Raw genomic sequence first — 24,726 nt, 5'->3', positions numbered from 1 at the left:
CGGGCGCCGGTTCACCGCGACGTGGGCTGCTCCAGGACCGCCTGCTCGTCCGCCCCGGCCGTCGTCCCGTGCGCGGCCGGGACGCGCGTTCCGCCCGCCCGGCGCGCGGCCGGGACCAGCAGCGCCGCGAGCGCGGCGGCGAGGCACAGCGCCGCGAGCAGCGTGAAGCCGTGGGTGTACCCGGAGGCGTAGGGGAGTCCCGACGCCTGGAGGTGCCCCGTGACCAGGCTGCTCATCACGGCGGCGCCGATCGAGCCGCCGATGGTGCGGATGTTGGCGTTCATGCCGGTGGCCGCGCCGGTCTGCGCCGCCGGGACGCTCTGCACGATCAGGTTCGCCATGGACGCGAACGCGAGCCCGATGCCGAGTCCGAACACGCCTGCCGCGAGGGCGACTTGCCACTGCTCGGAGTGCCAGGCGGCGAGCATCGCGCAGGAGACGGCGCCCAGCGCGGCGCCGGTGGTGAGCAGTGTCTTCGCCCCTACGGCGGGTTCGAGCCGGCCGCTGAGCACCCCGGCGAGGAACATCGCCACGAGCATGGGGAGCATCAACAGCCCCGCGCCCGTCACGCTCGCCCCGAAGCCGTACCCGGCGGACGAGGGTGTCTGGGCGAACCCGGGCAGGAACGACCACACCGCGTACATCCCCGCGCCGAAGAGCAGCGCGGCCGTGTTCGTCGTCCACACGGCGGGCAGCCGCATGACGCGCAGGTCGATCAGCGGGCTCGCGGAGCGTGCCTCGGCGAGCACCCACGCGGCGAAGAGGACCACGGCGGCGGCCAGCAGACCGACGACCTTGATCGATGCCCAGCCCCAGGACGTGGCCTGGCTGATGGGCAGCAGCAGGGCGACGAGCCAGCCGGAGAGCAGCACGGAGCCGAGCCAGTTCACGCGTCCCGTGCCGCGCGTCGGCGACTCGGGAACGTAGCGGTACGCGATCAGAGCCGTCACCGCGACGACGGCGGCGGGCAGCCAGAACAGCCAGCGGTAGTCGAGCGCGCCCACGATCGGCCCGGCCGCGACCATGCCCACACCGCCGCCGGCCGCGATGACGGCGGACAGGTTGCTGATGCTGGGGCTGACCCGGTGGCCGGGGAACTCGTCGCGGATGATGCCGAACGACAGCGGGAAGAGCGCGCCGCCGATGCCCTGGACGACGCGGGCGACGATGAGCACGGTGATGCTCGGGGCGAGGGCCGCGAGCACGCAGCCCACGGTCAGCGCGACGAGCGCGGCGACCATGGTGCGCTTCTTGCCGACGAGGTCGCCGACCCGGCCGAGTATGGGCGTGAAGATCGAGGCGGACAGCAGATAGGCGGTCATCACCCAGGTCGAGGTGGCCTGGCTGGTGTGCAGCGCGTGCTGGACGGTGGGCAGGGCCGGGGCGACCAGCGACTGCATCATCGAGAACACGCCGGCACCCGTCGCGAGGACCGCGAAGGTGAGGCGGTTGGAGCTTCTGGGCGCCGGGCTCGGCGCCTGGGGACTCCGGGACATGGGATTCCGGGACATGGGATTCCGGGTCGTGCGAGGGGACGTCGTGAGATTCCGGTTCAAGGCGGTGTCTCTCTGAACGGAAGGTGGCCAGGCACACCGGCGTGACCTGCGGCAAGGGCCGCGGTCCGCCGGTGCGCGCGAGCTGGGAGGATGGTGGGATCCGGCCGTTTCGGCCGGTCTGACCGCAGCACTGTGCGGCGGGGCGTGGGGTGCGCCGACTGCTAAAGTGGAGGCATCCCTCGACTTGGATAACGATAGCGGAGGGTTGCCTCCGGTACAACCTCGGCAGCCCGCGCTGCCTCACCCCGGGAGTGGCACGCATGACGGACAGGGAACTCGTCGGCGGGATCGTCGCGGCCCAGCGTCCGCGCCGCGCGGACGCGCGCCGCAACTTCGACGCGCTCCTCGCCGCGGCCCGCGACGCGTTCGCCGAGAAGGGCGCGGAGGCGTCGCTCGAGGACATCGCCCGCAAGGCCGGCGTCGGCATCGGCACGCTGTACCGCAACTTCCCCACGCGCAGGCACCTCTTCGAGACGGTCTACGCGGAAGAGGTCGACGCCCTGTGCCGGCTCGCGGACGAACTCGCGGACGCCCCGCCGTGGGACGGGCTCGCCGCGTGGCTGCGCCGGTTCGTGGACTACACCGTCACCAAGCGCGCCATCAGGGACGCACTCAGTGGTGAGTCGGACATCTTCGTCTCCTGCCGCCGCGCCATGATCGACGCCGGTGAACCGCTGCTGCTGCGCGCGCAGGCGGCCGGGGAGGTCCGCGAGGACATGTCCTTCGATGACCTGCTCCGCCTGATCTCCGGCGTCACCGGCGCGGCCTACGTGGACACCGAGCAGCGCGACCGGGTCTTCGGCATCACGCTCGACGGGATGAGGACGGGTCCCGCGCCTCGCAAGCCGTGACGCGGGACCCGTAAAGCGGATCGCGTGATGCGGGGCCGTGAAGGGGTCGCTCTCAGGACGCCTGGAGTGCGCCCGGTGCCGGTTCCGGCTGGGGCGGGACCGACGGCAGGATGACCACCGTGCCCGGCAGTACGGGCATCGGCGGAAGGCTCTGCAGGCCCGGCAGCCCGGGCAGGCTCGCGACCGGGCCCGGCTCCGTCACGCGGGGCGGCAGCTCGGGCAGCGGTTCCGCCGCCGTGAGCGACGGCTGCGGTCGGGCCTCCGGAGCCTCTTGGGTCTCCTGTGTCTCCGGTGACGTGCGCGTGAGGAGCAGGACGCCGCGGGCCGCGAGCGTCGCCCCCGCCGCCGCGAGCAGAATCCCCGTGATCCCGCCCTGGAGCCGCTCGCCGAGCAGTGTGACGCCGATGATCGCCGCGGCCACCGGGTTGGAGAGGGTGACCATCGCGAGCGGAGCGCCGAGGCCACCGCGGTAGGCGATCTGGGACAGGAGCAGGCCGCCCGCCGCGAACGCCGCGATCAGCAGCGCCACGACGATCACCTTGACGCTGAGCAGCGGCCCCGTCCGGTCGGTGACCGCGACGGTCACGGTCTGGGCGAGCGCCGAGGCGATGCCCGAGGCGAGACCGGAGGCCGTCGCGTGCCGCAGCCCGGGCTTCGCGCCGCGCCGCGACAGGAGACCGATCAGGGCGGCCGTGGCACCGGCGACGGCGAGCGCCTCGCCGAGGCTGAGCGTGTCGTCGGGGGCCGGGCCCGAGGCCGTGAGCAGGAGCGCGCCGAGTCCGGCGAGCGTGAGCGCGGTGCCGCGCCATTCGATGGACAGGACGCGCCGCCCGGCCAGCCGCGCCCCGAGCGGCACGGCCGCGACGAGCGTCAGCGCGCCGAGGGGCTGTACGAGGGTGAGGGGGCCGTACTTGAGGGCCCCCACGTGCAGGAGCGCGGCGGACGCGTTGAGCAGGACCGACCCCCACCAGGCGCCCGTGCCGAGCAGGCCGAGGACGCCCGAGTCGGTCCCCGCGGTGCGTGACGCGAGGCGTTCCTGGGCGACGGCGGCAGCGGCGTAGGCGACCGCCGAGACGAGGGAGAGTGCGACGGAGAGGAGGGTGGCGTTCACCGGTGTGCTCCTGACGCCGTGAGGACTTCGCGCCCCGGACGTGCCGCTCCCGAGGTGACCGACGCGACCGGCGCGTCGACGGCGGACGCAGAGCCCGCCGTCACCGACACCGGGATGCGCGCGAGCACTTCGGACGCGGAGAGGGAGCCGCCGCGCTGATGCGCCGGGGTCCAGGGGGCGGGGATCGCCGCGCCCATGGTCTCCGCGGTCGCCGTGAGCGAGGACGCGGTGCGCGGGGCGGGCAGCAGGTGCCGGCCGATGGACGGACCGGGCTTCGCGGCCTGAGTGGTGCCGGGCAGCCGGATCGCCGCGAGCGCGATGCCCAGGAGGGCCGTCGCCACGATCGCGTCCAGCCAGTAGTGGTTCGCCGTGCCGACGACGACGAACAGAGTGAGCGCCGGGTGCAGGAGCCACAGCCAGCGCAGCCGGGAGCGGGTCGCGGCGATCAGGCCGACGGCGACCATCAGGGCCCAGCCGAAGTGCAGCGACGGCATCGCGGCGAACTGGTTCGCCATCGAGTCGGTCTGCGGCGTCGCGCCATAGACGGTCGGCCCGTACACCTGCCCGGTGTCCACGAGGTGCGCGGCGGCCAGCATCCGGGGCGGGGCCAGCGGGAAGGTGAGATGCAGCACAAGGGCCGCCGCGGTGAGGGCGGCCAGTACCCGGCGCGTCCATATGTAGTGCCGGGGCCTGCACAGATACAGCCAGATCAGAAAGGCCGCCGTCGCCGGGAAGTGCACCGTCGCGTAGTACGTGTTCGCGATGTGGACGAGGCCGTCGCTGTGCAGCAGGGCATGCTGCACGGCGCCCTCGCCCGGCAGATGGACGGCGCGTTCGAGGTCCCACACGCGGTGCGCGTTGTGGAACGCCTCGCCGGTGTGGCCATTGGCCAGTTGCCTGCCGAACTTGTAGACGAGGAACAGTCCGACGACCAGCAGGAGCTCCCGGACCAGGGGCGGGCGGGCGACGACATCCGGCTGGTGGCCGACGGCGTCCGTCTCGCGGCCGGCTGTGTCCGGCTCCGGTTCGGCAGGCTCGGTAAGGGAATTCATCCCCCGGCCCCTTTTCATGACGACTGGGTGGTGCGGTGATGCGGAGGTGAGCACGGCGTGAACCGAGCTCATCGATACGCCAGTGTACCGAAACGCTGGCGTACCGGTACACTGGCGTATCGATAGCGGAGATCGCGAGGAGAAGAGCCATGGAGTCCCAGGAGCAGGCAGGCACATCAGTGACCACTTCGCGCCGCTCCAAGATCACTCCGGAGCGCGAGCGGGAGTTCTACGACGCGGTCCTCGACCAGCTCCGCGAGAACGGCTACGAGGCGCTCACCATGGAGGGCGTCGCGGCCCAGGCGTGCTGCAGCAAGTCCACGCTCTACCGGCAGTGGAAGACGAAGCCGCAGCTCGTGGCCGCCGCACTGCGGGCGGGACGCTGCGTGAAGTTCGCCAGTGTCGACACGGGTACGTTCGCCGGGGACCTGCGCTCGGCCGCTCGCGCGGCGGCGCAGCAGGCCGGACGCGACACTCAGCTCGTCCAGGCCCTCGGCCACGCGGTCCTCAGTGACGAGGAACTCCAGGGGGCGCTGCGCGAGGCCCTGGTCGAGCCGGAGCTGGCCGCGCTCGGGGCGATGGTCGACCGGGCCGTGGCGCGCGGCGAGATCGCCGCGGACCATCCGGCCGTCGAGTTCCTGGCCGCCCAGCTGCTCGGGGTGCAGCGCATCCGCCCGGTCCTCGAGGGCCGGTACGCGGACGCGGACTACCTCACCCGCTTCGTCGACGCCGTGGTGCTGCCCGCACTCGGCCTGAGCGAAGCCACCTGAACGGGAGGCCGCCGTCTGTCGGGATGACCGGACGGCGGTCTGCCCGCGCCGCACCGTGGGGACGGGCGCGGCGCGCACCCCCGGGCCGGGCGGGTCCCTCCTTGAGCGGAGTGGGACCCGCCCGGCCCCTGGGCTTTCCCCTGTGGCGCCCGACGGGTTGTCACGGGGTCCTGCACGTGTTGCGTGGAGCCCTACACGTCCTGCCCGTTGCCGCCGCCCTCGGCGATCGCGGACTTCTTGATGCCCTTGGTGATCTTGTCCATCGAGGTCACGTCCGGCGCCTTGTCGTTCACGTCGATGCCGAAGCGGACGACGACCAGCGACTTGGGGTTGCCCGGCGCGGGGACGACCAGCGACTCGACGTAGCCGTCGTCGCCCTTGGCCGTGACGACCTGCCAGCGCACCAGATAGCCCTGCCGGCCCGCCACGGTGACGGCCTGGGAGGCCAGTTCCCTGTGCGAGGTGATCTTCCCGTAGATCGCGCCGCCGTAGGACTCCTGCGCGTTCTTGGAGATGTCCTCCTTGGCCGCGGCCTCCGCGCCGGTCGCCTTGAGCTTCAGCGCCTCGGCCGACGCCGAGAACGCGCCGCCGCGCACACACTGCTGCTTCGTGTCGCCGGGGCAGGCGTACGGGCCGGTCGTCACCCCCGCGTTGCCGCCCTTCGTCGTGCCGCCGGTCCAGCCGTCGAGCACGGGTATCGACACCCCGTTGACCAGGTCGGCGGCGAAGCCGTCGCCGGAACCCGGCGCCTGCGGAGCGCCGCTCTCGCCACCGGAGCCACCGGACCCGTCGCTGCCCCCGCTACCGCCCGTCCCGCCCTCCGGCCCCTGAGGAAGTCCCGGGGAAGCAGAGGGACTTGGCGAGGAGCCGGCCCGGTCGCTCTTGCCGTTGCCGTCCCCGGACGTCAGCGCGTACACGCCGCCGACGATGCCGCCGAGCACCACCACAGCGACAACGGCGGCGATGGCTATCTTGAGGCCGCGCTTCGGCTTCGGCTCCGGGTACGCGGGGTAGCCCGGGTATCCGGGATGGCCGAACTGCCCCTGCGGCTGGGAGGTCTGCGGATAGCCGTACGCCTGAGGATGCGCGCCGGGAGCCGTCGGCGCGTACGCGGGCGGGGCGGGCGTGGCGCCGGCCCCGGCGGCACGGGTCTGCTCCGTCCACACACTGCCGTCCCACCAGCGTTCGGTGCGGGGGCCTTCGGGCTTCTGGCCGGGATCGGGGTACCAGCCGGGGGGAGTCACCTGGGTCATGGGCGCCACAGTATGAGGCGTGCGTGAAAGAGGCATGAGAGGGGGCAGGTCCGGTTCCGGAAGGGCACCTCCTCACTTACGGCGAAGACCTGCGCAGACCCCCACCCACAACCCCCCGCCTCCGGCTACTCTCGACATCTGTACGTCGGTTGAGCGACTTCGGGAGGGTGCGGGATGACGCGGAGTCGGCCTGAAGGAGCCGCCTCGGCCGCCCTGTGGGAGCGGGACAAGGAGATCGCGGACGTCGAGCGGGCGCTCGGCGAACTCTGCGGGGACGCGGCGTCGTCGGGCAGCCTCGTCGTGTTCAGGGGCGAAGCGGGCATCGGCAAGACCGCCCTCCTCGAAGAGGTGCGCCGCATCGCGGCGGGACGGGCCACGGTCTGGTCGGCCCGCGGCGGTGAGACCGTCACCTCCGTCCCCTTCAACGTCGTACGCCAGTTGCTGCAGCCCGCCCTCCTCGTGCTCTCGCAGGAGGAGGCCCGCGAGTACTTCGGCGACTGGTACGAGATCGCCGGCCCCGCCCTCGGCATAGCCGAACCGGGCGGCCGCCAGGCCGACCCGCAGGGTGTGCGCGACGGACTCGTCGCGGCCGTGTCCCGGCTCGCCCGGCTGCACTGGCCGCTCGTCCTGCTCGTCGACGACGCGCAATGGGCCGACGAGGAGACCCTCCACTGGCTCGCCGCGTTCGCCGAACGCCTCGACGACCTCCCCGTCCTCGTGGTCGTCGCCCACCGCGACGGCGAGGCGACCGCCGCCTCCACCGGACACCTCGAAGCCGTCGGCGCCGCCGCCCGGCCCCGCACCACCCTGTACGCCCTCACCCCCGACGCCACCGCAGGACTCACCCGCGCCACCCTCGGCGAGCACGCCGACGCCCCCTTCTGCCGCGAGGTGTGGGCCGTCACCGGCGGCAACCCGTACGAGACGGTCGAGCTCCTGGCCAAGGTCCAGGACAGCGAACTCGAACCCGCGGAGGGCTCGGCCGGCGAGCTGCGCGCCCTGAACAAGTCGGCGCGCGGCCGCGGCCTCGTCGACCGCCTCGAAGGCCTCGGCACCGACGCGACGCGCTTCGCCTGGGCCGCCGCCATCCTCGGCACCCGGATCGCCCACGACCTCGCGGCGCGCCTCGCCGGGATGACGCCGGGCGAGGCCGGCCGCTGCGCCGTGCGGCTGCGCGCCGCCCGCATCCTCACCGACGTGACGTACGAAGACGGCGCCGTGAGGCTGGAGTTCGTCCACCCGCTGATCGCCAGCGCCGTGTACCGCTCCATCCCGGCGGCCACCCGCACCGCCATGCACGGGCAGGCCGCCTGGGCCGTCACCGCCTCGGGCCACGGCGCCGCGGCCGCCTCCCGGCATCTGCTCCAGGTCCACCCGGACGACGACCCGGAACTCGTCGAGCAGCTGCGCGCGGCGGCCGGCGAACACCTCGCGGTCGGCGCCCCGGAGGCCGCCCGCCGCTGTCTGGAGCGCGCCCTCCAGGAACCGCCGCTGCCCGACGTACGGTCCGGACTGCTCTACGAGCTGGGCTGCGCCACCCTCCTCACCTCGCCCGCCGTCACCATCGGCTACCTGCGCCAGGCCCTCGACACCAACCCGGGCCTCGACGGGGACGCGCGCGTGGACGCCGTGTGCCGGCTGTCCCAGGCCCTCGTCCACAACAACCAGCTGGAAGTGGCGCTGCGCGAGATCGACGCCGAGGCCGCGCGGCTCGACCCGGGTCCGGCCCGTCTCCGCCTCCAGGCCATGCGCTACATGTGGGAGGGCATCCACGCGGGCGAGGAGGACTCCCCGGGCCGCTCCCGCAATCTCGCCGCGCTCGCGGGCTCCCTCACCGGCCGGGACAACCCCGAGCGGGTCCTGCTCGTCCTGCGCGCCTTCGACGCGATGACGCGCGGCGAGAACGCGGAGGAGGTGGTCGAACTCTGCGACCGCTCCCTCGTCAACGAACGCCTCGCGCCGGGCCTCGGCTGGACCGACCCCGAGTGGGGCTTCGAACTCCTCGCCATGCTCGGCAGCGCCTATCTCTTCGCCGACCGGCTCGACCGCGCGGAGAGCCTGTTCACCGAGGCCGTACGCGCCTACGAGACGGCGCGCTGGAGCGGCGGCCATCTGGCGCTCGCGCACGCCTTCGTCGGTTACGTCCACCGCAGGCGCGGCCGCCTCACCGACGCCGAGGCCGTCCTGCGCGAGAGCCTGCGCCTGGCCGACCGCGTCGGCCGCGGCCTGCCCATGCACTGGGACGCCGCGTGCATGCTCATCGACACGCTCGTGGCCCGGGGCCGGATCGGCGAGGCGATGGAGATCGCGGAGCGCTACTCCTTCGGCCCGCCCTACCCCTCCACGATCGTCCTGCCCGACGCGCACTCCGTCCGAGGACGCCTGCTGATCGCCGCGGGCCGCACCGAGGAGGGCGTCAACGAGCTGGAGGCGGCGGCCAAGGCGGCCACCGCCCGCGGCGGACACAACACGATCATGGCGCCCTGGGCCTGCGACCTGGCCCGCGCGCTCGCCACCGAGGACCCGACGCGCTCCAGGGAACTGGCCGCCGACGCCCGGCTCCAGGCCGAGCGCTTCGGCACGGACACGGCGATCGGGGAGGCCTTGCGCTGCGAAGCCGCCCTGGAGACCGGCCAGCGCTCCCTGACGCTCTACGCGAAGTCCGTCACGTACCTCGAGGCGTCGCCCTGCGCGTACGAACACGCGGTGGCCCGCGTCGAGTACGGCATCGCCGCCCGCTCGGTCGCGGAACTCACCCGAGGCCTCACCCTGGCCAAGTCGTGCGGCGCCGACGGCCTGGCCGCCCGCGCCCGTGAGGTCCTGGACACGGGACGCGGCCTGCGCTGACCGTCGGCGTGCGCGAGGTTCAGTCCGCGGCCGGGTCCTCTCCGCTCTCCTCGGCGAGGACCCGCTGAGCCACCGCGAACGCCGAATTGGCCGCGGGGACACCGCAGTACACCGCGGACTGCAGCAGTACGGCGCCGATCTCGTCGGGCGTCAGGCCGTTGCGCAGCGCGGCGCGTACGTGCATGGCCAGCTCGTCGTAGTGGCCGTGGGCCACGAGTGCCGTCATCGTGATCATGGAGCGTTCGCGGCGCGTCAGCGTCGGGTCGGTCCAGATCTCGCCCCACGCGTAGCGCGAGATGAAGTCCTGGAAGCGGGCCGTGAACGGGCTCTGCCGGGCCTGCGCGCGGTCGACGTGCGCGTCGCCGAGCACCTGCCTGCGCACCTCCATGCCGCGTCCGGCACCCCCGCCGAGCTGGGCGCGCAGCGCCGTGATCACGGGTTCGGGGCACTGGGCGGGGGCGAGGTGCGAGGCACCCGCGATCTCGACGAGCGACGAGCCGGGCACCGCATCGGCGATCTCCCGCAGATGCGCGGGCGGCGTCGCCGGGTCCTCGCGGCCCGCGATCAGCAGCGTGGGAGCCGTGATCGAGGCGAGCTCCTCGCGGATGTCGAACGCGGCGAGGGCGTCGCAACAGGCCGCGTACGCCTCCGGGTTGGCGGTGCGGTGGTCCTCGATGAGGGCGGGGACGGTGAATCCGGGCGTGAACCAGCGCCGGTCGGCGGTCTCGGCGACCGGGCCGAGCCCCTCGCGGCGTACGAGCTCGGCCCGTTCCTCCCAGGGCTTCGAGCCGCCGAAGTGCGCCGACGAGCAGATCACCGCGAGGCTCGTCACCCGGTCCGGGTGGTGGACGGCGAGGTGCAGGCCCACCGCGCCGCCGAGCGACACCCCCGCGTACGCGAAGCGCTCGATGCCGAGGGAGTCGGCGAGGTCCAGGACGAGCCCGGCCAGATCGGCGACGGTCGCGCCCGGGCCGATCAGGCCTGCCGGGGACTTTCCGTGTCCCGGCAGGTCCCAGCGCACCACACGGTGGGTGGCGGACAGTTCGGGCGCGACCGCGTCCCACAGGGCGGTGGAGGTGCCGAGCGAGGGGCCCAGGAGGAGCGGGGGAGCGGTGGCGGGGCCTTCGGCGCGGTGGTGAAGAAGGGTGCCGCGGTCGGGGGATGCAGTGCTCAACGTCGCTCCAGGGCACGGTCGGTGAGGGCTCCGGCGGAGCCGGTGTAACGGGCGGGGTCGGTGAGGTCGGCCAGGTCGACGCCCTTGAGATCGGGCTCGTCGGCCAGGATCTCGGCCAGGGGCCTGTCCTCGGCGCGGGTGCGCCGCGCCGCCTCGGTGAGCAGGGACTTCGCGCGGGCACGCCCGAGCAGGGGCGCCAGTTCGGCCGCCAGGCGCTCCGAGACGATCAACCCATGGGTGGCGAAGAGGTGTTCACGCATCACGTCCGCGTGGACCTGAAGCCCTTCGGCGAGCTCGGCCGCGTCGCGCGCCGCGCCGCCCACCAGCCGCAGGAGGTCGCGCAGCGGCTCCCACTCCGCGTGCCAGGCACCGGCGGGGCGCTCGTCCTCGGCCGCCATCGACGCGTACAGCGTCGCGGCGAGCGCGGGTGCGCGGCGGGCGGCCGCCGCGACGAGCGTGGCCCTGACCGGGTTCGCCTTGTGCGGCATCGCGGAGGAACCGCCGCCCGCCCCCTCCGACAGCTCACCGATCTCCGTACGGGACAGCGTGAGCACGTCCGCCGCCGGCTTGGCGAGGGCCCCGGCCGCGAAGGCGAGCGCGCCCGCGAGGTCGGCGACCGGGGTGCGCAGGGTGTGCCAGGGCAACACGGGCGCGACCAGGCCGAGTTCGGCCGCGTATGCCTCGGTCAGCTCACCGGCGTTCGTGGCGCCGAACACGCCGAACGCTGCCAACGTGCCTGCCGCGCCGCCCAGTTGGACAGGAAGAGCGGCCCGCACGGTGTTCAGCCGGTCGCGTGCGTCGAGGACGAGCGAGCGCCAGCCCGCCGCCTTCAGGCCGAACGTCGTCGGCACGGCGTGCTGCGTGAGCGTGCGGCCCGGCATGACGGTGTCGCGGTGCGCCGACGCGAGTCGACCGAGCGCGCTCTCCGTGCGCGTCAGGTCGCCGAGCAGCCCGTCCAGCGTCCGGGCCGCGACCAGCATGAGCGCCGTGTCCAGGATGTCCTGGCTGGTGGCGCCCCGGTGGACGTACGGGGCGTGCTCCCCGGCCACCGCTGCCGTCAGGTCGGCGACCAGCGGGATCACCGGGTTGCCCCCGGAGCGGGCGCGCAGCGCGAGGTCACGGGGGTCGAAGCGCCCCTCGTCCGCGGCGGCGCGCGTCACCGCGTCCGCCGCGGCGACGGGCGCCAGGCCCAGGGCGGCCTGCGCCCGGGTGAGCCCCGCCTCCGCGTCGAGCAGGGCGCGCAGGACCGCCGCGTCCGAGGTGGCCGACTCGGCGGGGGAGCCCGCCCGGCCGGGGGCGAGCAGTCCGGCGTCGGGATCGACGTGTGTCACTGGAACTCCAGGAAGACCGTTTCGCCTTCGCCCTGAAGGCGGATGTCGAAACGGTACGTGCGGTGCGCGTCTTCCTGCGGCTGCGCGAGCAGCGTCGCGCGCCGCTCCGCGGGCAAGGCGTCGAGGAGCGGGTCCGCGCCGTCGGAGAGGTAGGCGCGGGTGAACAGGTGGTGCAGCAGACCGCGCGCGAACACGCACACGCTGACGTACGGCACTCCCGCGTTGCCCGGCGGCAGTGTGAAGAGCGCGTAGTGCCCGTCGGCGTCCGTGGCGACCCGGCCGAATCCGGTGAAGTCCGTGCCGTTGCGGCCTAGATGACCGCCGGTCGTGGGGTCGCGGCGCAGCGAGCCGGGTGCCCCGTCGAGCGAGCCGTCGGGTCCGGCCTGCCAGAACTCCAGGATGGCGTCAGGTACCGGGGCGCCCTCGCCGTCGAGCACGTAGCCGTGCAGGGCGATCGTGTCGGGATGCCCCTTCGGCGCGACCTGCTCGCCCTCGGGGAACGGCAGGGCATAGCCGTAGAACGGGCCGACGGTGTGCGACGGCGTGGGGAGGAGCTTCTCGGGCACGGAGGTCATCGGCCTTCCTCGATCCAGGTGGCGGAGGGACCGTCGAGGACGATGTCCCACTCGTAGCCGAGGGAGAACTCGGGCTGGGACAGGTCGTGGTTGTACGCCGCGACCAGGCGGTCGCGCGCCGCGTCGTCCGTCACCGACCGCAGGATCGGGTCGTAGCGGAACAGCGGGTCGTTCGGGAAGTACATCTGCGTCACGAGCCGCTGCGTGAAGGCGTCACCGAACAGGGAGAAATGGATGTGCGCGGGGCGCCACGCGTTGGTGTGATTGCGCCACGGGTACGCGCCCGGCTTCACGGTGGTGAAGGAGTAGCGTCCCTGATCATCGGTCAGCGTTCGCCCCACACCGGTGAAGTTGGGGTCGAGCGGCGCAGGGTGCTGGTCACGCAGATGCGCGTACCGGCCCGACGCGTTGGCCTGCCAGATCTCCACGAGCTGGCCGCGCACGGGGCGGCCGTCGCTGTCGAGGAGCCGTCCGGAGACGGTGATGCGCTCGCCGAGCGGCTCGCCCGCGTGCTGACGCGTCAGGTCCTGGTCGATGTCGGTGATGTCCGTGGCGCCGAAGACGGGCCCGGACAGCTCGACGGTCTCCGGGTCGCCGCCGTTCACGGCGACGAGCGGCTGCTTCGGATGACGCAGGAGCGAGCTGCGGTACGGGGCGTAGTCGCGCGGCGGGTGGTGCTGGGCGGGCGCGCCGCCCGCGCGCGCCTTGTCGTACGCGCTCTGGAGGTCCGCGACCTCGATGTCGATGTCCGACTGGGTGAGTGCCATGGTGGGTTCCTGAGTCCTTAGCGTTCGAGGACGAGGGCGAGGCCTTGTCCGACGCCGATGCAGAGGGTGGCGACGCCGGTGCCGGAACCGGCGGCCTTGAGCTGGTGCGCGACGGATCCGGCGAGCCGCGCGCCGGACGCGCCGAGCGGGTGGCCGATCGCGATGGCGCCGCCGCGCGGGTTGAGGATCGCGGGGTCGAACTCGGGCCACTCGGCGACACAGCCGAGGACCTGCGCGGCGAACGCCTCGTTCAGTTCGAGCGTGGTCAGGTCGCCGAACCCCTTGCCTGCTCTGGCGAGCGCGCGGTGGACCGCCTCGACGGGGCCGAGCCCGAAGTAGTGCGGGTCGATCGCGGCGACCCCGGAGGCCGTCACCCGGGCGAGCGGCTCGCGGCCGGTGGCCTTCAGGCCCTCGTCGTCCACGAGCAGCAGCGCTGCGGCGCCGTCGTTGAGCGGCGACGCATTGCCCGCGGTCACCGTCCCGGTCTCCTTGCGGAACGACGGCTTGAGCGTGGCCATGGCCTCCAGTGAGGCGCTCTCGCGCACGCACTCGTCGCGCGCCACGACGAGCGGGTCGCCCTTGCGCTGCGGGACGGCCACCGGCACGATCTCGGCGTCGAACAGTCCGTTCTTCTGCGCGGCGGACGCCTTCTCGTGCGAGGCGAGCGCGTACGCGTCCTGCTGCTCACGCGTGATCCCGTGCTTGTCGGCGATCAGCTCGGCCGACTCGCCGAGCGGCACCGTCCACTGCGGCTCCATCCGCGGGTTGACCATGCGCCAGCCCAGGGTCGTGGAGTACAGCTCCGTGTTGCCCGCGGGGAACGGCCGGTCGCTCTTGGGGAGCACGTAGGGAGCGCGGGTCATCGACTCGACACCGCCGGCCAGGGCGATGGAGATGTCGCCGAGCGCGATGGCCCGCGCGGCCTGGATGACGGCTTCGAGGCCGGAGGCGCACAGCCGGTTGACGGTGACGCCGGGCACGGAGGTGGGCAGCCCGGCGAGCAGCCCCGCCATGCGGCCGACGTTGCGGTTCTCCTCGCCCGCGCCGTTCGCGTTGCCGAAGTACACGTCGCCGATCAGCGCCGGGTCCAACTCCGGTGTACGCGCGAGCAGTTCACGGATGGCATGCGCGCCGAGGTCGTCCGGGCGGACGGCGGCGAGGGAGCCGTTGTACCTGCCGACCGGCGTGCGGACGGCATCGACGACATAGACGTCCTTCATCGGGCTTCCTCCGGGATGCGGACCTTGGCGGCGGTCCTCGCGGTGACGTCGTCGGCGGTGACGCCGGGGGCCAGCTCGACGAGTTCGAGCCCCTCGGCGGTGACGTCGAGGACGCAGAGGTCGGTGATGACGCGGTTGACGCAGGCCTTGCCGGTCAGCGGCAGAGTGCAGTCCTCGACGATCTTGGGTGTGCCGTCCTTGGCGGTGTGGGTCATGGCGACGATGACCCTCCGCGCGCCGTGGACGAGGTCCATGGCCCCGCCGATACCGGTGATCATCTTGCCGGGGACGGCCCAGTTGGCGAGGTCGCCGCGGGCGGAGACCTGCATCGCGCCGAGGACGGCGACGTCGATGTGACCGCCGCGGATCATGCCGAAGGAGAGCGCCGAGTCGAAGTACGAGGCGCCGGGCAGGACGGTGACGGTCTCCTTGCCGGCGTTGATGAGATCGGGGTCGACCTCGTCGTCGGCCGGGTAGGGGCCGACGCCCAGGATGCCGTTCTCGGATTCGAGGACGACCTCGACGCCGGGCGGCAGGTGGTTCGGGATGAGCGTCGGCAGGCCGATGCCGAGGTTGACGTACTGGCCGTCGCGCAGCTCGCGGGCGGCGCGCGCGGCCATCTCTTCTCGGGTCCAGGCCATCAGCTGCTCACCGTTCCTCGTGCCGGAGGCGCGGAGACGGTGCGCCGTTCGATCTGCTTGTCCGTGGCCTGCTCGGGCGTGAGGGGCACGACGCGCTGGACGAAGATGCCGGGCACGTGCACGGCGTCGGGGTCGATGTCGCCGGGTTCAACGAGTTCTTCCACCTCGGCGACGGTGACGCGTCCGGCCATCGCGGCGAGGGGGTTGAAATTGCGGGTGGACTTGTTGAACACGAGGTTCCCGTGGCGGTCGCCCTTGGCGGCGCGCACGAGGGCGAAGTCGGTGCGGATGCCGTGCTCGAGGACGTAGTCCGTGCCGTCGAAGGTGCGGACCTCCTTGGGCGGGGACGCCAGCGCGACGCCGCCCTGGCCGTCGTAGCGCCAGGGGAGTCCGCCCTCGGCGACCTGGGTGCCGACGCCGGCGGGCGTGTAGAACGCGGGGATGCCGGCGCCGCCGGCCCGCAGGCGCTCGGCGAGCGTGCCCTGCGGGATCATCTCGACCTCGACCTCGCCGGACAGGTACTGGCGGGCGAACTCCTTGTTGGCGCCGATGTACGACCCGGTGACCCGGGCGATCCGCCCGGCCGCGAGCAGCACGGCCAGGCCCGAGTCCATCGCCCCGCAGTTGTTGGAGACCACGCTCAGGCCCGTGGTGCCGCGCTCGTGGAGCGCGCCGATGAGCACGTTCGGGACGCCGACCAGGCCGAACCCGCCGACCGCGAGGGACGCCCCGTCCCCCACGTCGGCGACCGCTTCCGCGGCCGTCGCCACCACCTTGTCCATCCGAGCCAGCCTCTCCACGAACCTGAAATGCTCAGCACACTGAGCATTTATGTAACTGGCGCTTACGGTGCCACCGCATGCCCGTACCGTCAATAGCCCAGGGTTAGCGTGGTTGTAGGCAGGGGAGTCGACTCGACATGAGCCGCCCTATGGTCGAGTATTGGTCAGTACACACCCGAAAAAGACCGGAGGTCCGCGATGGCCGCGGTGGATCTGACCACCCACCCGGGGCACCTGGCCCGGCGCCTCCAGCAGGCGCACTACCTGCTGTGGAACACGATGGTCTCCGAGGAGATCACCTCACCGCAGTTCGCCGTCCTGAACGCGCTCGTCGCCGAGCCCGGCCTCGACCAGCGCACCGTGGGCGAGCGCGTGGGCCTCGACCGTTCGACCATCGCCGAGGTCATCAGCCGCCTCAGCCGCCGCGGACTGATCGACAAGGTGCGCGACCCGCAGGACGGCCGCCGCTCCCTGCTGCGCCTCACCGACGACGGGACGCGCGTCCACCGCAAGCTGACCGTGCGCACGGCCCGGATGAATCAGATCTTCCTCGCGCCGCTGTCCGCCGACGAGCAGGCCGTCTTCTTCGACCTGATCCAGCGCGTCTCGGACGCGGCGGAGGGGCTTCGCAATCCGACGGAGCCGCTCGCGAAGGCCTGACGGCGGTGTCCCGGTGCGAGCCGGGGCTCTCACCGCTGGGCGAAGAGGACCCACACCTGCCCGGGCGCGAACGTCATGCGCTTGCCGCCGCCCGCCATCGTGAACTGTGTGCCGTCGGCCGCCGAGCGCCGCTCCCACCGGACGTCGTACGCCCGCCCGTCCCGCAGTACCGTCGCCTTGCCCGAACCCACGGTGTCGGAGAACGGTGACGTGCTCCCCGACCGGTCGTGGAACCGCGAGCTTCGGACATCGACGTACTGGACGACGACGGTCGAGGCGTTCAGCATCCCGCCGTCCGTGGTGCGTGCCCGGGTGCCGTCCATAGACACCTGCCAACTACGGCTCTGGGCCGACCAGTTGAAGGTGAAGCGCGCCGCCGGGAAGCGCACGGTGAGGGCGTTCTTCGCCTGCCCGCCCGCCGGGCGCGCCCCGAACGTGACCCCGGCCGCCGCCAGCGCGCCCGCCTGCGGCGTCACGCCCAGCTTGCCGGGTCGGAGGTAGAGGTTGTGCGGCGCAGGCTTGTCGCTGCCGCGGAAGTAGGCGGCCGCCGGGGCCTTGCCGGGCGGGAGCGCGTCGAGCGGGGCCTCGGCGATCAGCGGCAGCAGTTTCGACTGGGCGCCGGAGAACGCGAGCGTGGGGCGGTCGAACTGCCGCAGCAGTTCGAGATCGGTCTCGCGGGCGCTGCGTACCGGGCCGACCACGGGCGGCAGCCGGGTCGCGTACACGGCCATCAGCCGGCTCAGACCGCTCTCGACCTGCTCCGCGTAGATGATGTCGGCCCGGCCGATGCCGGTCTGCGGGCGGGCCGGACCCACGTTGTCGATCTTCACGGCGAGAACGGGGCCACGGCTTCCCCCTCCGGTGGGGCTCGCGGAGTGGCCGTCCGGCGGGTGTCCGTCGCCGACCGTGCACCCGGCGGCCGTAGCGGCCAGGACCGCCGCGACGATCGCGGCCCGCCGCACGCGTGTCACCCGCATCCGTCGTATTCGCACCTGTGGGTGATACCCGCCCAGGGGCGGATCGATCAGTTCCGGTCGAACATGTTCGAAATACTTGGCGGAGCTCGCGTGAGCCGACGCTCGTACCGGCTAGCGCAGGACATCCGCCAAGTCGTACCGCACCGGCTCGTCCAGCTGCGCGTACGTGCAGCTCTCGGGCGTCCGGTCCGGGCGCCAACGGCGGAAGCGGGCCGTGTGGCGAAAGCGCGCGCCGTTCTCCATGTGCTCGTACGCCACCTCGGCGACGAGCCGCGGTTCGAGGGGCACCCACGACAGGTCCTTCTTGCCGGTCCAGCGGCTCGTCGCCCCGGGCAGGCGGGCCTTCTCGTGCGCCGACTCCTCGGTCCACGCGGCCCACGGATGGTCCTGCGCCGACTCGAGGCGCAGCGGCTCCAGCTCCGCGATCAGCTCCGTACGCCGCTTCATCGTGAACGCCGCGCACACGCCCACGTGCTGGAGAACGCCCTCGTCGTCGTACAGGCCGAGCAGCAGGGAGCCGACGACCGGGCCGCTCTTGTGGAAGCGGTAGCCGGCCACGACACAGTCCGCGGTCCGCTCGTGCTTGATCTTGAACATCAGGCGTTCGTTCTCGCGGTAGCGCAGGTCGAACGGCTTGGCGATCACCCCGTCGAGGCCCGCGCCCTCGTACTGCTCGAACCACGTCTGCGCCAGCTCGGCGTCGGTCGTCGACGGGGCCAGGTGGACGGGCGGCGTCGCGCCGGACAGCGCCTCGGCCAGGCGGGACCGGCGGTCCACCAGGGGCGTGTCCATCAGCGACTCGTCGCCGAGGGCCAGTACGTCGAACGCCACGAACGACGCCGGGGTGCGCTCCGCCAGCGTCTTCACCCGGGACGCGGCCGGGTGGATGCGTTCGGTGAGCGCGTCGAAGTCGAGCCGGCCGTCCCTGGCGATCACGATCTCGCCGTCGAGGACACAGCGCTCCGGCAGCCGGTCGAGGAGGGCGGCGACCAGTTCGGGGAAGTAGCGGGTCAGGGGCTTGCCCGTGCGGCTGCCGATCTCCAGGTCCGCGCCGTCACGGAACACGATCGCGCGGAAGCCGTCCCATTTCGCCTCGTAACTCATCCCCGGCGGGATCTTCGCGACGGACTTGGCGAGCATCGGCTTCACGGGCGGCATCACCGGCAGATCCATGACCATGAGCCGATTCTGTCGCGATACGCCGTCACCCGCCCGGTATGCGCACGGAGGCCGATGCGCCTAGCGTGGCCCGCATGGGCAAGTCGAACGGTGCGGCCGTGGAGCTGGAGGCGGGGGAGCGGACGGTACGCCTGTCCAGCCCGGACCGGGTCATGTTCCCCGAGCCCGGTTACACCAAGCTCGACCTCGCCCGCTACTTCCTCTCCGTCGGCCCCGGCATCGTGCGCGCCCTGCGCGACCGCCCCACCACCCTCCAGCGCTACCCCGAGGGCCTGGACGGCGAGTCCTTCTACCAGAAGCGCGCCGCCAAGAACCTGCCCGACTGGATCCCCACCGGCACCATCACCTTCCCCAGCGGGCGCCACGCGGACGAGATGTGCCCCACCGAGATCGCCGCCGTCATCTGGGCGGCCCAGTACGGCACCCTCACCTTCCACCCCTGGCCCGTCCGGCGCGCGCACCCCGACCACCCCGACGAGCTGCGCATCGACCTCGACCCGCAGCCCGGCACCGACTACACCGACGCCGTCCGCGCCGCCCACGAGCTGCGCTCCGTCCTCCATGACTTCGGCGGTCTGCGCGGCTGGCCCAAGACGTCCGGCGGCCGCGGCATGCACGTCTTCGTGCCGATCGCCCCGCACTGGACGTTCGTCGAGGTGCGCCGCGCGGCCATCGCCTGCGGCCGCGAGCTGGAGCGCCGTATGCCCGACCGTGCCACCACGGCCTGGTGGAAGGAGGAGCGCGGCGAGCGCATCTTCGTCGACTTCAACCAGACCGCACGCGACCGCACCATCGCCTCCGCCTACTCGGTACGGCCACGGCCGAACGCCCCCGTCTCCGCGCCGCTGCGCTGGGACGAGGTCGACGACGCGCGCCCGGCCGACTTCGACATCGGGTCGATGCCGTCCCGCTACGCCGAACTCGGCGACGTCCACGAGGACATGGACGAGCATGCCTTCCGGCTCGACGCGCTCCTCGAACTCGCCGACCGGGACGAACGGGACCGCGGCCTCGGCGACATGCCGTACCCGCCCGAGTACCCGAAGATGCCGGGCGAGCCCAAGCGGGTACAGCCGAGCCGGGCCAGACACGAGGACTGACCCGGCTCGACTCGCTCAACTCACCTACGGATACTGCCTGTTACAGCTCCTTGACGCGGATGTCCCGGTACGAGATGACGTCCGTCGTGCTGTGCACCTGGAGCCCGACATAGCCGGAGGAGTACCGCCGGCCGTCCGTGCCCGGGTCGTCCCCGCGCGGGGGCTCGAAGACCTGGCCGCCGGTGTTGTCGAACTCGTTGATCAGGACGCCGTTGCGCAGGATCGAGAAGTGCTGGCCGACCACACGGATCTCGTAGTCGTTCCACGTGCCCTTCTGGGTGACGCCCGCGCCCGCAAGACCCACGCGGTCGAAGCCGTAGATCGAACCGGTCTTGTACATGTCGCCGTCAGGACGGTCGAGGACCTGCACCTCGTGCCCGTACTTGATGGCGACCCACTCCGGCCGCGACTCCTCCGGGTGGTCGTGGACCCACGGGAAGCGCACGAAGACACCGCCGTTGGCGTTGCCGGTGCCCGGTGCGTCGTCCCGCCACTGGAGCTTCAGCGAGAAGTCGCCGTACTTGCGCTGCGGGAACCACAGCATGCCCATGCCCTCGACGGTGGTGCTCGACGTGATCGAGCCGTCCGCGTTCAGGCCGAACTTGCCGCCGCCGACCTGCTCCCACTTGTCGAGCGAGCCCTGCGTGCCGTCGAAGATCTTGCGGTAGCCCTCGGTCTGGCCGGGCTTGCCGATCCCCGACTGCCTGGCGGCGCGGTTGATCTTGTTGTACTCGCGCTGGTCGATCACGCCTTCCTTGAGGAGCTTGTCGGTGACGGTCTTGACGTGCTTGAGGAAGAGGGCCTGCGAGGTCCACTCCCGCTCGTCCTCGATCAACTCGTTGATCCGGCACCGGTTGTTGGTGACCCGGTTCGGGATGCCCGTGTCGACCGTGCCGACGATCACCGTCAACCGCTCGTCGAACTCGGCGCAGTTGGGCGCCGGGACCCCGCCGCCCGTCGTGACCGTGAAGGCCTCCGACTTCGCCGCCGACGTGTTGCCGGCCTTGTCGCTCGCTCGGTACGCGACCGTGTGCGCGCCCGCCCGGTCCACCACGACCGGCGCGGTGTAGGCGAGGTAGGGGCCCGCGTCGAGCGAGTACTCGATCTTCTCGACGCCCGAGTCGGCGTCCGTCGCGGAGACCGTCACCTTGGCGCTCTTGAGGTACGCGCCGTCGGAGTTCTTGTCGCCGTCGACCTTCGCCGACACCTCGGGCGGCGTCTTGTCCTGGACGGGCGGCGCGACCACGGTGAAGTCGACCGACTTCTCCGCCGCCACGTTCCCCGCCTTGTCCGCGGCCCGGTAGCGCACGGTGTGGGCGCCCACTTCGTGCACCATCACAGGGGAGGTGTACGGCTGCCAGGCGCCGTCCGAACCCACCGCGTACTCGATGGAGTTGACGCCGGATCCGGTGTCGGAGGCCGTCACCGTGACCGTCGCCATCGAGAGGTACTCGCCCTTGTCGTTCTTCTCGCCGCTCACCGTCGCCGAGGTCTCCGGAGGCGTCTTGTCGTCCGTCGGCGGCGCGACCACGGTGAAGTCGACCGACTTCTCCGCCGCCACGTTCCCCGCCTTGTCGGACGCCCGGTAGCGGATCTTGTGCGTACCGACCTGGTCGACGACCACCGCGGTCGTGTACGGCTGCCAGGCGCCGTCGGCGCCGACCGCGTACTCGACCTTGTCGACCCCGGAGCCCGCGTCCGTCGCCGTCACACTGACCGACGCCGAACCGACGTACTCCCCTTGAGCGTTCTTCTGCCCCTCGACCTTCGCCGAGGTCTCCGGTGCGGCCGTGTCCTCGCCGCCGCCCTCGGTCACGACGAGGATGCCCTGCATGCCCTCGTGGCCGGGGATCGAGCAGTGGTAGCGGTAACGGCCCGGGGTCAGGGTGACCTCGACCGAGTGCTTGCCGCCCTCACTGTCGTTCGGGTTGGCCAGGATGTTCACCGACACGTCGTTGTTGTACTCGGGGTCCGACGTGTCGAACGTCAGCGTGTGCGGCATGCCCATGGTGTTGCCGGTCGCCGCGCTGTTCTCGAAGACGATCGTCGTCGCGCCCGCCACCGCAGTGGTCGGCGCCGAGGCGTACTTGGTGATGTCGTCACTGCCGGTCCAGTTCAGGACCTGCTGGGCCGCGGCGACCGGGGCGTCCTGCCCGAACGCGACGGGGGAGCCGAGTCCGAGCATCAGCAGCACGGCGGCGAACAGCGCCGTCCACAGTCTTCGCCGGTTCTTGGTGCGGATCCTCATCACTGCGCCTTCCTGGCCAGGTCACCGGCCGCAGGGGTCGCCTCGCCGCCCGTGTAAGTCACCTTCCACAGGGCCGACTTGGCATCCGAGGTGAAGAAGCCGCGGCCGTAGTCGAGGACGTAGAGCGCGCCGTCGGGGCCGAACTTCCAGTCCATGAGGTTCTTGATGCCGTCGTTGCCGACCGGCACGATCTTCTTGAGGTTCTCGGCGTGCACCGGGATGCCGCCGTCACCGGCCGTCTTCGGGTCGGTGATCACCGCGTGCCGCGGCTGCGTGGCGTCGTAGAAGTCGCCGACGAACCACTTGCCGTCCCAGTAGCTCGGCCACTTGTCCGCGTTCGGGATCGACGCGTCGTAGCGGTAGACGGGCCCGTCCATCGCGGCCTGCCCGCCGCCCTTCAGCCACGGCAGGAGGTACTTGGCCTCCTCCTTCTTGTACGAGGGGATGCCGTTGGCGTCGCGCGGGTAGTCCGGCCCCCCGCCCTGCGGCGAGTACCAGATGTTGTTGCCGGTCACCGGCGGCAGGTTGACCAGGCCGTTGTTGTTCGGCGACTCGTTCTTCGGGTGGTCGCAGTCGTACCAGCCGAGCGGCTTCGTCGGGTCCGGCAGATTGCGGTCACGGTAGGGCTGCTTGTTGCCCATGCAGTACGGCCAGCCACGGTTGGACGCCTTGGTGATCACGGCGAACGTGTCGTACTTCGCCGGACCCCAGGTCGTCGACGGCTCACCGGCGTCCGGGCCGACCCAGCCCGCGTACAGCGTGTCGGTCTTCTTGTCGACGGAGATGCGCGCCGGGTTGCGGACACCCATCACATAGATCTCGCCGCGGGTCTTGCCGCCGCCCTCCGCGGTCTCCTTGCCCGTGAAGAGGTTGCCCTCCGGCAGCGTGTACGTGCCGTCGGCCTCCGGGTGGATGCGCAGGATCTTGCCGTTGAGGTTGTTCGTGTTGCCGGCGGTGCGGCGCGCGTCCGCGAAGGAGACGCCCTTGTAGTTCGGCTGCGGGTTGTTGCCCGAGTAGCCGTCGCTGAAGCCGGAGGAGTTGTTGTCACCGGTCGCGATGTACAGGTTGCCCTTGGAGTCCCAGGCCATCCCGCCACCCGCGTGGCAGCAACTGTGCACCTGCACCGGCCACTTGAGCAGCACCTTCTCGCTGCTCAGGTCCAGCTTGTTGGTGTTCAGGTCGAGCGTGAAGCGGGAGACCTGCCGCTCGGCCATCTGCTTGTCGCGGTCGAGCCCCGAGTGCGGCGTGTAGTGCAGATACACCCAGCCGTTCTGCTCGAACTTCGGGTCGAGCTCGATGCCGAGCAGCCCCTCCTCGACCTTGGTGAGCTCGTCGCCGCCGCCCTTGTTGCCGAAGACGGTGAGCGCCCCGGCCTGGGTGACCTTCTTGGTCTTCGGGTCGTAGACGTGGATCTCGCCCTTGCCCTTGCCGACGTCGGGGTTGTTCCAGTCGGTGATCACCGGCTGCGAGGAGTCGGCGCCGCCGCGGCCGATGTACAGGACGCGTCCGTCGGGCGCGGTGACCAGGCCGTGCGGCTCGCCGATCTGGTCGTTCTGCCCCGCCTGGTTGGGCTGGGTGAGTCGCTCAGCCTTGTAGTTGGAGTCGATCGCGGCCTTGCAGTCGGCGCGCACGATGCGGCTCGTCCACAGCAGGGCGCCGCGCAGATGCGACTGGAAGTCCACCTCGTCGTAGCTGGAGGCCGTGCCGCCCATGCCCGTGTAGAAGGAGCGGCCGCCGTCGTAGTCACGGCACCAGGACACCGGGTGGTCCGCGCCGTTGGCGCTCGCGCCCGGCTGGTACGTCGACTCGCGGACCCGGGCCACTGTGTGCACCGAGCCGGACGGGTTCTTCACCCAGTTCAGCCACTGGTCGGGCCGCTTCCACTGCACGGGAAGGTCCTTGGTGGCCGGATGCTGGCGGTCACCGACCTCGACGGTGGCCCGCTGGACGTTCGCCGGGCTGGAGTCGGCCGGACGCGCGCCGATCAGGCCGGTGAACCAGTCCGAGTACGGCTCGGCGCGGGCCGCGTCGTGGATGCCGACGAACCCTCCGCCGGCCTCCATGAACGACTCGAGCCCCGCCTCCTGGTCCGGGTCGAGCACATCGCCGCCGCCGGTCAGGAAGACGACCGCGTTGTAGCGGCCCAGCTTCGTGGCGTTGGTGAACACGGACGCGTCGTCCGTCGCCGTGATCTTGAAGCGCTGGGCGGCGGGGCCGCTCTGGCCGATCTTCTCGATGGCCGCGATTCCCGCGTTCACCACCGGTGACTCGTCGCCGCCCGCGGCGGAGCCGTAGTACACCAGGACGCGCACATTCGAGCCGCCGGGAGGCGACGGCAGGGACATCGTTGTCACGGATGGTTCGGGACCCGGACGCGCGCTGGCGGCGGGCCCGGTAAGGAGTCCGGCGGCGACCGCCCCGGACGCCAGGACCGCGGCGACTGCACGGCGTCGTCTGCGTCTGTCTCTGTCCAACCCTCTTACGCCCAAGGGTTTTTGATGCGGCGTGGACCGCATGAGTTCACCCACCCCTCGTCGGTCACAGGTACGGCGCGGACGAAGCTAGACCTCTTTTCGCGACGCGCCAATAGGTATGGCCGCAATGGCACGAACTTTGTCCTGAGTGTGGATAA

Annotated in this window: 20 protein-coding genes; 5 read left to right on the top strand and 15 right to left on the bottom strand. The window is 72.0% G+C overall.

Annotation, left to right across the window (positions count from 1 at the left end):
- Nucleotides 1-11 precede the first annotated feature (11 nt).
- A complete protein-coding gene (locus OG574_RS12640; protein ID WP_326773285.1) occupies nt 12-1,496 on the bottom strand; it encodes an MFS transporter in 1,485 nt (494 codons plus the stop codon).
- 320 nt (nt 1,497-1,816) lie between these two features.
- Between OG574_RS12640 and OG574_RS12635 the strand changes: the two genes are divergently transcribed.
- A complete protein-coding gene (locus OG574_RS12635; protein WP_326773284.1) occupies nt 1,817-2,407 on the top strand; it encodes a TetR/AcrR family transcriptional regulator in 591 nt (196 codons plus the stop codon).
- 52 nt (nt 2,408-2,459) lie between these two features.
- On the opposite strand, the gene OG574_RS12630 is transcribed toward OG574_RS12635, so the two are convergent.
- Nucleotides 2,460-3,518, bottom strand: coding sequence for a hypothetical protein (locus OG574_RS12630; protein WP_326773283.1), 1,059 nt, complete (start codon nt 3,516-3,518; stop codon nt 2,460-2,462).
- Nucleotides 3,515-4,570, bottom strand: a complete 1,056-nt coding sequence (locus tag OG574_RS12625; protein ID WP_326773282.1) for a phosphatase PAP2 family protein — start codon at nt 4,568-4,570, stop codon at nt 3,515-3,517. Before OG574_RS12625 ends, OG574_RS12630 begins: the two co-directional genes overlap by 4 nt.
- Nucleotides 4,571-4,719: 149 nt before the next feature.
- On the opposite strand from OG574_RS12625, the gene OG574_RS12620 reads away from it, so the two are divergent.
- Nucleotides 4,720-5,340: a TetR/AcrR family transcriptional regulator gene (locus OG574_RS12620; RefSeq protein WP_100591641.1), complete on the top strand. Its 621-nt coding sequence runs from the start codon at nt 4,720-4,722 to the stop codon at nt 5,338-5,340.
- A 191-nt stretch (nt 5,341-5,531) separates the two neighbouring features.
- On the opposite strand, the gene OG574_RS12615 is transcribed toward OG574_RS12620, so the two are convergent.
- Complete coding sequence (locus OG574_RS12615) at nt 5,532-6,593, bottom strand: DUF2510 domain-containing protein (protein WP_326773281.1); 1,062 nt, start codon at nt 6,591-6,593, stop codon at nt 5,532-5,534.
- Between the two features lie 174 nt (nt 6,594-6,767).
- Between OG574_RS12615 and OG574_RS12610 the strand changes: the two genes are divergently transcribed.
- Nucleotides 6,768-9,440, top strand: a complete 2,673-nt coding sequence (locus tag OG574_RS12610; protein ID WP_326773280.1) for an ATP-binding protein — start codon at nt 6,768-6,770, stop codon at nt 9,438-9,440.
- A gap of 19 nt (nt 9,441-9,459) precedes the next feature.
- Here the strand turns inward: OG574_RS12610 and pcaDC are convergent, their stop codons facing one another.
- The 7 genes from pcaDC to OG574_RS12575 are packed head-to-tail and all read right to left on the bottom strand — an operon-like array spanning nt 9,460 to nt 15,930.
- Nucleotides 9,460-10,614, bottom strand: coding sequence for a bifunctional 3-oxoadipate enol-lactonase/4-carboxymuconolactone decarboxylase PcaDC (gene pcaDC, locus OG574_RS12605; protein ID WP_326773279.1), 1,155 nt, complete (start codon nt 10,612-10,614; stop codon nt 9,460-9,462).
- Complete coding sequence (gene pcaB, locus OG574_RS12600; protein WP_326773278.1) at nt 10,611-11,945, bottom strand: 3-carboxy-cis,cis-muconate cycloisomerase; 1,335 nt, start codon at nt 11,943-11,945, stop codon at nt 10,611-10,613. Before pcaB ends, pcaDC begins: the two co-directional genes overlap by 4 nt.
- Complete coding sequence (gene pcaG / locus OG574_RS12595) at nt 11,942-12,520, bottom strand: protocatechuate 3,4-dioxygenase subunit alpha (RefSeq protein ID WP_326773277.1); 579 nt, start codon at nt 12,518-12,520, stop codon at nt 11,942-11,944. The genes pcaB and pcaG overlap by 4 nt, the downstream gene beginning before the upstream one ends.
- A complete protein-coding gene (gene pcaH, locus OG574_RS12590; RefSeq protein ID WP_100591646.1) occupies nt 12,517-13,287 on the bottom strand; it encodes a protocatechuate 3,4-dioxygenase subunit beta in 771 nt (256 codons plus the stop codon). The genes pcaG and pcaH overlap by 4 nt, the downstream gene beginning before the upstream one ends.
- Before the next feature lie 17 nt (nt 13,288-13,304).
- Entirely contained in the window at nt 13,305-14,507 is a 1,203-nt protein-coding gene (locus tag OG574_RS12585) for a thiolase family protein (protein WP_326773276.1), read from the bottom strand.
- Nucleotides 14,504-15,148 (bottom strand): CoA transferase subunit B, encoded by a 645-nt coding sequence (locus OG574_RS12580; protein ID WP_100591648.1) that lies wholly within the window; start codon nt 15,146-15,148, stop codon nt 14,504-14,506. The genes OG574_RS12585 and OG574_RS12580 overlap by 4 nt, the downstream gene beginning before the upstream one ends.
- Nucleotides 15,148-15,930 (bottom strand): CoA transferase subunit A, encoded by a 783-nt coding sequence (locus OG574_RS12575; protein ID WP_100591649.1) that lies wholly within the window; start codon nt 15,928-15,930, stop codon nt 15,148-15,150. The genes OG574_RS12580 and OG574_RS12575 overlap by 1 nt, the downstream gene beginning before the upstream one ends.
- Nucleotides 15,931-16,128: 198 nt before the next feature.
- Here OG574_RS12575 and OG574_RS12570 point away from each other — a divergent pair, with 198 nt between their 5' ends.
- Complete coding sequence (locus OG574_RS12570; RefSeq protein WP_100591650.1) at nt 16,129-16,590, top strand: MarR family winged helix-turn-helix transcriptional regulator; 462 nt, start codon at nt 16,129-16,131, stop codon at nt 16,588-16,590.
- 29 nt (nt 16,591-16,619) lie between these two features.
- Here the strand turns inward: OG574_RS12570 and OG574_RS12565 are convergent, their stop codons facing one another.
- Together OG574_RS12565 and OG574_RS12560 are read right to left on the bottom strand one after the other, a co-directional pair.
- The gene (locus OG574_RS12565) at nt 16,620-17,567 is read right to left on the bottom strand and encodes a DUF3048 domain-containing protein (RefSeq protein WP_326773275.1); all 948 of its coding nucleotides are present in this window, start codon (nt 17,565-17,567) and stop codon (nt 16,620-16,622) included.
- Between the two features lie 111 nt (nt 17,568-17,678).
- The gene (locus tag OG574_RS12560) at nt 17,679-18,740 is read right to left on the bottom strand and encodes an ATP-dependent DNA ligase (protein ID WP_326778449.1); all 1,062 of its coding nucleotides are present in this window, start codon (nt 18,738-18,740) and stop codon (nt 17,679-17,681) included.
- Between the two features lie 80 nt (nt 18,741-18,820).
- Between OG574_RS12560 and ligD the strand changes: the two genes are divergently transcribed.
- On the top strand, nt 18,821-19,846 hold the full coding sequence (gene ligD, locus OG574_RS12555; RefSeq protein ID WP_326773274.1) for a non-homologous end-joining DNA ligase: 1,026 nt from the start codon (nt 18,821-18,823) through the stop codon (nt 19,844-19,846).
- 40 nt (nt 19,847-19,886) lie between these two features.
- On the opposite strand, the gene OG574_RS12550 is transcribed toward ligD, so the two are convergent.
- Together OG574_RS12550 and OG574_RS12545 are read right to left on the bottom strand one after the other, a co-directional pair.
- Complete coding sequence (locus OG574_RS12550; RefSeq protein WP_326773273.1) at nt 19,887-22,094, bottom strand: OmpL47-type beta-barrel domain-containing protein; 2,208 nt, start codon at nt 22,092-22,094, stop codon at nt 19,887-19,889.
- Entirely contained in the window at nt 22,094-24,610 is a 2,517-nt protein-coding gene (locus OG574_RS12545; RefSeq protein ID WP_398374866.1) for a ThuA domain-containing protein, read from the bottom strand. Before OG574_RS12545 ends, OG574_RS12550 begins: the two co-directional genes overlap by 1 nt.
- Nucleotides 24,611-24,726: the final 116 nt, after the last annotated feature.

Source organism: Streptomyces sp. NBC_01445 (assembly GCF_035918235.1).
Classification (GTDB): domain Bacteria; phylum Actinomycetota; class Actinomycetes; order Streptomycetales; family Streptomycetaceae; genus Streptomyces.
The sequence above is the reverse complement of the archived record's forward strand: the minus strand, read 5'-3'. Positions and strand labels throughout refer to the sequence as shown.

Bases quoted from the DNA above. Each gene is read 5' to 3' on its own strand.
- OG574_RS12550 (WP_326773273.1), bottom strand. From the start codon at position 22,094: ATGAGGATCCGCACCAAGAACCGGCGAAGACTGTGGACGGCGCTGTTC.
- OG574_RS12580 (WP_100591648.1), bottom strand. From the start codon at position 15,148: ATGGCCTGGACCCGAGAAGAGATGGCCGCGCGCGCCGCCCGCGAGCTG.
- OG574_RS12545 (WP_398374866.1), bottom strand. From the start codon at position 24,610: ATGCGGTCCACGCCGCATCAAAAACCCTTGGGCGTAAGAGGGTTGGAC.
- ligD (WP_326773274.1), top strand. From the start codon at position 18,821: ATGGGCAAGTCGAACGGTGCGGCCGTGGAGCTGGAGGCGGGGGAGCGG.
- OG574_RS12575 (WP_100591649.1), bottom strand. From the start codon at position 15,930: ATGGACAAGGTGGTGGCGACGGCCGCGGAAGCGGTCGCCGACGTGGGG.
- OG574_RS12635 (WP_326773284.1), top strand. From the start codon at position 1,817: ATGACGGACAGGGAACTCGTCGGCGGGATCGTCGCGGCCCAGCGTCCG.
- OG574_RS12570 (WP_100591650.1), top strand. From the start codon at position 16,129: ATGGCCGCGGTGGATCTGACCACCCACCCGGGGCACCTGGCCCGGCGC.
- OG574_RS12620 (WP_100591641.1), top strand. From the start codon at position 4,720: ATGGAGTCCCAGGAGCAGGCAGGCACATCAGTGACCACTTCGCGCCGC.
- OG574_RS12610 (WP_326773280.1), top strand. From the start codon at position 6,768: ATGACGCGGAGTCGGCCTGAAGGAGCCGCCTCGGCCGCCCTGTGGGAG.
- pcaG (WP_326773277.1), bottom strand. From the start codon at position 12,520: ATGACCTCCGTGCCCGAGAAGCTCCTCCCCACGCCGTCGCACACCGTC.
- OG574_RS12615 (WP_326773281.1), bottom strand. From the start codon at position 6,593: ATGACCCAGGTGACTCCCCCCGGCTGGTACCCCGATCCCGGCCAGAAG.
- OG574_RS12640 (WP_326773285.1), bottom strand. From the start codon at position 1,496: ATGTCCCGGAGTCCCCAGGCGCCGAGCCCGGCGCCCAGAAGCTCCAAC.
- pcaH (WP_100591646.1), bottom strand. From the start codon at position 13,287: ATGGCACTCACCCAGTCGGACATCGACATCGAGGTCGCGGACCTCCAG.
- OG574_RS12625 (WP_326773282.1), bottom strand. From the start codon at position 4,570: ATGAATTCCCTTACCGAGCCTGCCGAACCGGAGCCGGACACAGCCGGC.
- OG574_RS12585 (WP_326773276.1), bottom strand. From the start codon at position 14,507: ATGAAGGACGTCTATGTCGTCGATGCCGTCCGCACGCCGGTCGGCAGG.
- OG574_RS12565 (WP_326773275.1), bottom strand. From the start codon at position 17,567: ATGCGGGTGACACGCGTGCGGCGGGCCGCGATCGTCGCGGCGGTCCTG.
- OG574_RS12560 (WP_326778449.1), bottom strand. From the start codon at position 18,740: ATGGATCTGCCGGTGATGCCGCCCGTGAAGCCGATGCTCGCCAAGTCC.